This window comes from Streptomyces sp. NRRL B-24572 (assembly GCF_002156145.1).
Lineage (GTDB): Bacteria > Actinomycetota > Actinomycetes > Streptomycetales > Streptomycetaceae > Streptomyces > Streptomyces vietnamensis.
Genome location: NZ_MWIG01000360.1, coordinates 1 through 5345, shown reverse-complemented (window position 1 = coordinate 5345; position 5345 = coordinate 1). Strand labels below are relative to the sequence as shown.

Here is a 5345-nt window from a genome sequence, read left to right as displayed (position 1 = left end):
CCGTCCTCGACGGCGCCCGCTACGGCACCTGCACCCTGCGCGCCGCCTCCGTGCGCGGCGACTCCGCCCGCTACCGGGGCGAACCCCGCCGCGACGCCCTGCTCACCGCCCGCTTCGGGCACGACGAGACCGCGCTCGTCCTCGTCGCCGTCGCCGCAGGATCCCGCGCCGCCGAGGACGCCCACCTCGCCGCCGCCGACGCCTGCCACTGGATCGCCGAGGCCGTCTGCCGCAGCCACGCCCGGCTCTCCGAGGACATCAGGTCCGGCCGCCGCGGCGACCTCAAGTCCGGACTGCACCGGCTCACCGACCGGACCTACGGCAAGCTCCGGACCCGCGCCGCCGAACGGGGCCTCGCCCCCGACGAGTACACCGCGACCCTCCGCTGCCTCCTCGTCCCCGCCGACCCCGAGTGCCGCACCCGGGTCTTCTTCGGCATCGGCGGCGGCGGTCTCTTCCGGCTCCGCGACGGCTCCTGGCAGGACCTCGAACCGCTCCTGCCCGAACCGGCCGCCGTCACCGGCGCCGCCGTCGTCGGCTTCGGCTCGCCGCCCGCCGGTCCGGAGGCGACCGAGGAGGGGGACAGGTTCACCATGGACCTCGGCATCACCACCGCGCCGCCGCTCATCGAGGAGCCCGTCCCGCCGCCCGCCGAGCCGTTCCGCTTCCGCGCCTCCGTCGCCCGCGCCGGCGACACCCTGCTCCTCGCCTCGCCCGGCCTCGCCGAGCCGATGCGCGGCGAACCGGCCCTCGCCCGCGAGCTCGCCGCCCGCTGGGCCGACGCCGAGCCGCCCGGCCTCGCCGCCTTCCTCGCCGACACCCAGCTGAGGGTGACGGGTTACGCCGACGACCGTACGGGGGTGGCCGTCTGGGAGGCGTAACCCGCCGGGCCGTGTGTTGATGGAGCCATGGCCAAACAGAACGTGGCGGAACAGTTCGTCGACATCCTCGTCCGCGCGGGCGTCCGGCGCCTGTACGGAGTGGTCGGGGACAGCCTCAACCCGGTCGTCGACGCGATCCGCCGTACCCGCGCGATCGACTGGATCCAGGTGCGGCACGAGGAGACCGCCGCCTTCGCCGCGGGCGCCGAGGCCCAGATCACCGGCAGCCTCGCCGCCTGCGCCGGCTCCTGCGGGCCCGGCAACCTCCACCTCATCAACGGCCTGTACGACGCCCACCGCTCCATGGCCCCGGTCCTCGCGCTCGCCTCGCACATCCCGTCCAGCGAGATCGGCCTCTCCTACTTCCAGGAGACCCACCCCGACCAGCTGTTCCGCGAATGCAGCCACTACAGCGAACTCATCTCCAACCCGAAGCAGATGCCCCGGCTGCTCCACACGGCGATCCAGCACGCCGTCGGCGGCCGCGGCGTCAGCGTCGTCTCGCTGCCCGGTGACATCGCCTCCCAGCCGGCCCCGGAGAAGACGGCGGAGACCGCGCTCGTCACCACCCGTCCGACCGTCCGCCCCGGAGACGCCGAGATCGACGCCCTCGTCCGGATGATCGACGAGGCCGACCGGGTGACGCTCTTCTGCGGCAGCGGCACGGCGGGGGCGCACGCCGAGGTGATGCAGTTCGCCGAGCGCATCAAGTCGCCGGTCGGCCACGCCCTGCGCGGCAAGGAGTGGATCCAGTACGACAATCCGTACGACGTCGGGATGAGCGGTCTGCTCGGATACGGCGCCGCCTACGAGGCCACCCACGAGTGCGACCTGCTGATCCTGCTCGGCACCGACTTCCCGTACAACGCCTTCCTGCCCGACGACGTCAAGATCGTGCAGGTGGACGTCCGGCCCGAGCACCTCGGCCGCCGCTCCCGGCTCGACCTGGCCGTCTGGGGGGACGTCCGGGAGACCCTGCGCTGTGTGATCCCGCGCGTCCGCGACAAGGCCGACCGCCGCTTCCTCGACAAGATGCTGAAGAAGCACGCCGACGCGCTGGAGGGCGTCGTCAAGGCGTACACCCGCAAGGTCGAGAAGCACGTCCCGATCCACCCCGAGTACGTCGCCTCCGTCATCGACGAACTCGCCGCCGACGACGCGGTCTTCACCGTCGACACCGGCATGTGCAACGTCTGGGCGGCCCGCTACCTCTCGCCCAACGGGCGGCGCAGGATCATCGGTTCGTTCAGCCACGGCTCCATGGCGAACGCCCTGCCGCAGGCGATCGGCGCCCAGTTCACCGACCGGAACCGCCAGGTCGTCTCGCTCTCCGGCGACGGCGGCTTCTCGATGCTGATGGGCGACTTCCTGACCCTCGTCCAGTACGACCTGCCCGTGAAGGTGATCGTCTTCAACAACTCCTCGCTCGGCATGGTCGAGCTGGAGATGCTGGTCGCCGGACTCCCCTCGTACGGGACGACGAACAAGAACCCGGACTTCGCCGCCATCGCCCGCGCCGCCGGGGCCTACGGCGTCCGGGTCGAGAAGCCCAAGCACCTCGCGGGCGCGCTCAAGGACGCCTTCAAGCACAAGGGCCCGGCCCTGGTCGACGTCGTCACCGACCCCAACGCGCTCTCCATCCCGCCGAAGATCAGCGCCGACATGGTGACCGGCTTCGCGCTCTCCGCCAGCAAGATCGTCCTGGACGGGGGAGTGGGCCGCATGCTCCAGATGGCCCGCTCCAACCTGCGCAACGTGCCCAGACCCTGACCCTCCGCCCTCACCTCATGAATGCGGACGGTGACACGGGGCATGCATCCCCGTGAGCCTGTTCGACGCGACCTGTGGGTGGGGGATATGGCCGGGGAGGCACGACAGCCGACTCAACTGCTCAGAAAGGTGGGATGCGCGGATCTCACCGCGGTGCCGGAGGTGCGACATGCCTTGCGTGAACTGCTGCGGAAGTGGGGCGGACCGGGCGCCTCCGACGTGGCCGAACTGCTCACCAGCGAACTGGTGACCAACGCCCTGGTCCACACCGAGCACGGGGCCGTCGTGACCGCGACGGTCGTCCCCGAGCAGCTGAGGGTCGAGGTCCGTGACTTCGTGCCCGGACTCAAGCGGCCGCCCGTACCGCCCGCCGACGACGGTACGCACGGCAGGGGGCTCGTCCTCGTCCAGGCCCTCGCCGACTCCTGGGGAGTCGAGGAGCACGGGGTGGGCAAGGTGGTGTGGTTCGAACTGAACGGCGGGGCCGCCTGAGAGGCGGCCCCGCTGGTTTTTTCGGATTCCCGTGCTCAGCCGAACTGCTGCTCGAGGTCCTTGAGCTTGCGCTCCAGGGAGTCGAGACGCGGCAGCGCCTGGGTGTCGTCCTCGGCGGTGAGGTCCACCGTCCGGGACTCACCGGGCCGGGGCTCGTCGCCCCTCACGGCTTGCAGGGAGGGCCGGGGTCGAAGCGGCAGCTGTCCGGGGTCCGCTATGGCGGGCTCCGCGACGGCGGCCTGCACGGCGGCCGTCGCGGAGCCCGAACCACCGCCCGCACCCGGGCCGGTACCCGCACCGGCCGAGGCGCCGAGCGCCGCCATCTCGACCTGGCGCCCACCGCCGCGGCCGAGCCCGAAGGCACGGTGCTGACGGTTGATCGCCTTGAGCCTCGCCCGGTCCAGCTTGACCTGGTCGCGCCGGCGGAGCCGGTTCTGCTCCTTCTCCCGCCGGTCCTCGCGCACCTCGTCGACCGCCTCGTCCAGGGTCCGTACGCCCTCCAGGAGCATCAGCGACCAGGCCGCGAAGGTCTCCCGGGGCGCCCTCAGCCACCGCACGATGCGGATCTGCGGCAGCGGGCGGGGCACCAGGCCCTGCTCGCGCAGCGCCGCCCTGCGGGTCTGCTTCAGCGCCCGGTCGAAGAGGACCGCCGCCGACAGGGACATGCCCGCGAAGAAGTGCGGAGCCCCGTCGTGGCCCATGCCGCGCGGTGCGTGCACCCAGTTGAACCAGGCCGCCGCGCCCGCGAAGAGCCAGACGAGCAGGCGCGAGCCGAGGGCCGCGTCGCCGTGGCTGGCCTCGCGGACCGCGAGCACCGAGCAGAACATGGCGGCGCCGTCGAGGCCGAAGGGGACGAGGTACTCCCAGCCCCCGGCGAGGTTGAGGTTCTGCCGGCCGAAGCCCACGAGGCCGTGGAAGGAGAGCGCCGCCGCGACGGCCGCGCAGAGGAAGAGCAGCCCGTACGAGGCGAAGCCGTAGACGGCCTCCTTGCGTCTGCGGCGCTCCTCGCTGCGTTCCCAGGAGTCGTCGGCCGCGGCCTGGTCACCGGCGCGCTTCCCGCGCGCGAGCACCGCCACCGCCGTCAGGACTCCGGCCACCATCACGCCACCCGGAAGCAGCCAGTCCAGCGATATGTCGGTCAGTCTCATGCGGTGTCCCTTGCATCGCAGTAGGGCGTTCAGCGGCCCATACTGACCGACCCCGCGGGGCGCTCAAGGGGTTTCCGGGCAAGAGCACGCCATCGGGGGTGCGGGGCATACGAATAGGTGCGATCTGGTCGAACGCACATACAAGGAAGGGGAATTGAGTTCGATTTACGTCACCTGGAAGGGTGGCGTAATCCCTCGGGAGCCTCAGGCGGTCGCGGTCAGCCGGCGGACGCGCTCGGCGTCACAGGTGCGCGGACAGGTGAGGCAGGTGTCCTCGGGGCGCAGCGTGTAGAAGAAGCAGCAGGCGGCCCGGTCGCGGGTGGCGCGCGGAGTCCCGTCCGGCTCCTCGGCGCCGGCCAGCTCGCGGAAGCCCGCCCCGCCCGCGTACGGCTCGTACGGCTTGGGGGTGCCCGGCAGGAGGAGTTCGAGTTCGTCCCTCGCCCGCGGCTCCTCGCCGAGCAGGGTCGCGACGTACCAGAGGCCCTCGACGATCTCGTCCGTGGCCATCCCCCACAGGGCCCGGCGGCCGCGCCGCATCCGGGGCCCGAAGCCGCCGAGAACGGCCTCGAAGTGCTCGGCGAGCGAGGCGCGCACCTCGGTCCGCAGCGCCTCCTCGTCGGCGACGACCCGGGCACCGGGCAGGGCGGCCGCGGGGTCGCCCGGCAGGCAGGCGAACTCCTCCACGCGGACCGCCAGGCGGCCGAGCGCGCGCTGGAAGGCCACGTTCCGGACGGGCAGCCGGGGCACCCGGCGGTCCAGGAACCACGGGACGGTGACGAGGAGGCAGGCCGGCCAGGCGTACCGGTGCAGTCCGAAGCTCGCGACGACGTCGGGGCGGGCCCGGGTGCCGTAGTCCCGCAGCACCTGCGCGTCGTCCCAGGCGAGGAAGGCGTCGAGGGCGGGTCCGCCGGCCGCGAGCGCGTCCGCGCCGACCCAGCCCGCGCCGTCCGGAAGTCGCTCGCCCCGGGCGGTCTCCTCCGTCCGGAGGCCGGGGAAGGCCTCGGCGAGCCGGGCGTAGGAGGCCGCGACGGGCGAGGCGAGGGGGGCGGGCCTG

Annotated in this window: 5 protein-coding genes; 3 read left to right on the top strand and 2 right to left on the bottom strand. The window is 72.8% G+C overall.

The window, feature by feature from the left end; translation table 11 throughout:
- From CCN56_RS21885 to CCN56_RS21875, 3 genes are all read left to right on the top strand, one after another.
- Positions 1-881 (top strand): protein phosphatase 2C domain-containing protein (locus tag CCN56_RS21885; RefSeq protein ID WP_143664592.1); only part of this gene is annotated, 881 nt, incomplete at its 5' end.
- 27 nt (positions 882-908) lie between these two features.
- Entirely contained in the window at positions 909-2651 is a 1743-nt protein-coding gene (locus CCN56_RS21880; RefSeq protein ID WP_086829263.1) for a pyruvate dehydrogenase, read from the top strand.
- An 87-nt stretch (positions 2652-2738) separates the two neighbouring features.
- On the top strand, positions 2739-3143 hold the full coding sequence (locus CCN56_RS21875) for an ATP-binding protein (protein WP_086829261.1): 405 nt from the start codon (positions 2739-2741) through the stop codon (positions 3141-3143).
- Positions 3144-3178: 35 nt separating this feature from the next.
- Here CCN56_RS21875 and CCN56_RS21870 read toward each other — a convergent pair whose 3' ends face one another.
- Together CCN56_RS21870 and CCN56_RS21865 are read right to left on the bottom strand one after the other, a co-directional pair.
- Positions 3179-4291: a DUF2637 domain-containing protein gene (locus CCN56_RS21870; protein WP_086829260.1), complete on the bottom strand. Its 1113-nt coding sequence runs from the start codon at positions 4289-4291 to the stop codon at positions 3179-3181.
- Between the two features lie 204 nt (positions 4292-4495).
- The coding region (locus tag CCN56_RS21865; RefSeq protein WP_107484201.1) for a (2Fe-2S)-binding protein at positions 4496-5345 on the bottom strand (850 nt) is incomplete at its 5' end.